Raw genomic sequence first — 3374 nt, forward strand, 5'->3', positions numbered from 1 at the left:
CGGCAATCTGCGCGATTATGGGAAACGGGTTCTCACCGCTTAGCGTAGGATTTTGCACTCTCCGGCATCAGACCCCACATATGCAAGGCGTCGCAGAGGGCAAAGACTACACAATCGAGATCGACGACCTGAAACCGGACAGCCACAAGGGGTATGAGCAGGTCGAAGAGGCGATCGAAGCGCTGATGTCGACAATCCTGAAGGTCCGTCTTTTGGACGGCCGGACGCGGCGGGTCCAATTCTTGGGCGGGAACGATCTGGATGATCCAGATCGACCCGCGGGCGTCTTGAATTACAGCTTCGACAAGCGTCTTGTCGAGATCCTGCAAGATTCTGCGATCTGGGGCAAGATATCTATACCAGTCCTGATGGCTTTCAGCTCAAAGTACAGCGTCAGCCTGTACGAACACGTCAGTCAATGGACTGGTCTCACCAGAAAAAACTACCAAGATCTTACACTTAACGAATTTAGGGAGCTGCTCGGGGTCGAAGAGGAGAAATACTCCGCATTCGGAGCTCTAAACAAACATGTAGTTAAGCAAACCATCCTCGAACTCAACGCTTTAGCGGCCTTCAGCGTGACCATTGTACCAGTGAAGACGGGAAAGAAAGTAACCCACATCCGGATAGGATGGTGGCAGAAGGCGAAGGACGAACTGGATGCAGCTTGGCGCGAGGTTCAGCGGTCAAAAGTAGGCCGGAAAGCACGAATCTCTGGAACCGCAACAACCGTGACAGACCCATACCCGAGCCAAAGCCGACTGGCACGGAGCGGTCGAAATGATGTTCGGCACCTAATCGAAGACGAGGAATGACATGCACAACGCCTGTGGATAACTTTTAAAGCACTCCCCCGAAAGCCTCACATTAATGCCCCAAATTCCTCATTTTAAGCCCCGAAAACCTCACCGGAGTCCCCGAAAGCCTCACATTTTATCGTATAATCCTTTGATTAAAAATAGAAAATCAGCCCTGAATCTTAGAACTTTGAATATTGAATTAAAGAGAATAACAAAAAGGGGCAAAGCGCGGCCTCATTACTCTTGCTCACATCACAACATAATCTGGAGAAACTCCCTTTAGTCGGTGACAGACAAGCGAATCCAATCTACCCTCGAAAGCAAGAAATCCCGAAAGGAAAAAAACGCCCAACTCAAAAGACGAAAGTTCTACAACGGCCTTCGCCAACGTAAATCTGAAGGTCACCTAAGAAAAAAAGTGGGCATTCAAAGAATGGTGCGTACATCATAGGGTGACACAAGTTGATGCTTTCAGAGAGGCTTTCGAACTTCTTAAAGAAAAACATGCTGGGAAAAGGCGATAATGACCAAACCCAGATCAAAACTTCTACATTTCAGCACCATTGAAAACGGTGCGCTTACATGACACCACCCCCTTACACACTTTCCTTCACTGTAGGCGGCTTGTTCCTCTTTGAAGGGATCCAGCTCGCGCGCCTGCACGCCTCCTGGGACGAAGTCCGCAGGACCGCACCGAACGGGGTCTTCGTCGCCAAGGGGAGCGCCAGTTCCGTCAAACGGATCCGCAACGAGTTGGTCGGCAGCCTAGCGCAGGGATGCATCAAATTCTTGACCGAGCTTGAAGCCCTCATTCGTGTTGAAGAGCCATTACCGGCTCATGATCCGAAGGATATGACGCCGTGGATGAAGGCTGGCCAAACGGACTTCAGCTTCATCAAGAAGTAAAAGACCTCACGGCCTGCCCCGCCGCTCAAACCACTTCTTGCAGAAGCCTAGGAAGGCCTTGTCAGGGTTCTTTGGCGCATCCAGACCACCCTCTGCCATCCAGTTACGCCACTCGCTCTCAAGGACGTATACGTCCCAACCAGAGGCCACTTGGCGCGCCTCAGTCAAGGTTTCTGAGCTAATCCGCACGGATGCAAAGCTGGACACACCCACAGCCTGTTGTTCTTCAAACATTGTACCGCGATTAGTGAAGGTGATCATGTCTTCATCCATCTGGACGCCATAGTCGGGGATGTGGGCATGCTCTTTGTCATGCTCCACGATATTTTGGATCAACCGCCGAAACTCCCGCAGGGTCGATGAAGAACCGCATTTTCTCTGAAGTACAGGCAGGGTGATCCGCCATTCTTTCTTCTGTCCGCAATGCTTGCGCGCTAGCTCATAGAGGCGGCGTTCAATCGGCTTCCGCAGGCGGAAATAGCCGCGATGGAAAGTAAGTACTTCCTTCGCTCGGATCGCGTTGAATACCCAATCCGAAAGTTGGACTTCGATCTCTTGCATCCGCCCATCGCGGGTCTGCCGGATGATCCTTGCCCGGTCGATGATGCTGAAAATGTCGAACTGTTCTGTTTCGCCGGTTACGATGTTCGTTTCAATCTGCGTGCCCTGAAGCCGGATCAAGGCGCTTCGCAGGGCGTCGTATCCACGTCCATCAGTGACGCGGTTTGTTGACTTCAGGAAGTCGTAAGCCTTCATCCTCAGTGTCTTGGACGGCGTTTTTCCGTCATTGATCGCGGCCATCAGCTGGCTAATACAATAGATCAGGACATCACGGTCATGGATGGTTGCCAAACCCTCAGCAGAGGGCTTCACTTCCACAAAATTCTTGCCAGACTCGTCTTCGTATCTGCGGATACGATGGTCAGGCTTCGTCGACAGCGAAAAAATCGGGTGCGCCATCGAGGCCATGTCCCCTTTGGGAGCGGCATCGAAAATGTCACAAATGAACAGGTCTGCCTGTTCGAGACGATCAGGCAGAAGCGGAGACTTTGTTTCGTTCGTGATTTCACACACCATGCACCTACTTTCGTGATTTCACACACGCCGTCAAGGCCCTTCGTGATTTCACACGCCGTCAAGGCCCTTCGTGATTTCACACGCCGTCAAGGCCCTTCGTGATTTCACACGCCGTCAAGGCCCTTCGTGATTTCACACACGGCAAGGGCGCTTTCGTGACTTTACACACGTTTCTTCGTGACTCTGCACACGTTTCTTCGTGACTCTGCACACGCGGTGCTTCTAATAACTTTTTTCTATCAGTTACTTACAGACACTTATCCACAGCGTAACACATATTTTAACACCATATAACACTCACAGGGTCGAGGCTTCAAATTCAACCGCTGTAAAAGACACAAACTTCAGCCTCAGTCATCAAGCGCTTCCAAACACCACCGATCAGATGACAACCAAAGCCAAAGTCAGCCAAGATTCTGGGCAGGTCAGTGGCCAACCGATACAATCCGTTCCGCCGTGGCCCTCGGTTCAAGGCGGATCACCACTGCGCCAATGACAATCTCCGGCCGACCCACCGCGCCAGCGTGCGCCATGAGGAAAGATGGTTCGCTGGCACACCATGCCGACGAGCCACAGCGTTCACGGTGGTGC

At 51.8% G+C, this 3374-nt stretch carries 4 protein-coding genes; 2 read left to right on the top strand and 2 right to left on the bottom strand.

The window, feature by feature from the left end:
- Together ACEN2J_RS20565 and ACEN2J_RS20570 are read left to right on the top strand one after the other, a co-directional pair.
- The coding region (locus ACEN2J_RS20565) for a replication initiation protein (RefSeq protein WP_442108588.1) at nucleotides 1–815 on the top strand (815 nt) is incomplete at its 5' end.
- A gap of 567 nt (nucleotides 816–1382) precedes the next feature.
- On the top strand, nucleotides 1383–1706 hold the full coding sequence (locus ACEN2J_RS20570; protein WP_442108590.1) for a hypothetical protein: 324 nt from the start codon (nucleotides 1383–1385) through the stop codon (nucleotides 1704–1706).
- A 6-nt stretch (nucleotides 1707–1712) separates the two neighbouring features.
- Here ACEN2J_RS20570 and ACEN2J_RS20575 read toward each other — a convergent pair whose 3' ends face one another.
- Entirely contained in the window at nucleotides 1713–2783 is a 1071-nt protein-coding gene (locus ACEN2J_RS20575; protein WP_442108592.1) for a replication initiator protein A, read from the bottom strand.
- Nucleotides 2784–3261: 478 nt separating this feature from the next.
- On the bottom strand, nucleotides 3262–3366 hold the full coding sequence (locus tag ACEN2J_RS20580) for a hypothetical protein (protein ID WP_442108594.1): 105 nt from the start codon (nucleotides 3364–3366) through the stop codon (nucleotides 3262–3264).
- Nucleotides 3367–3374: the final 8 nt, after the last annotated feature.

It is taken from the genome of Pseudorhodobacter sp. W20_MBD10_FR17 (genome assembly GCF_052119765.1).
Classification (GTDB): Bacteria; Pseudomonadota; Alphaproteobacteria; order Rhodobacterales; family Rhodobacteraceae; genus Pseudorhodobacter.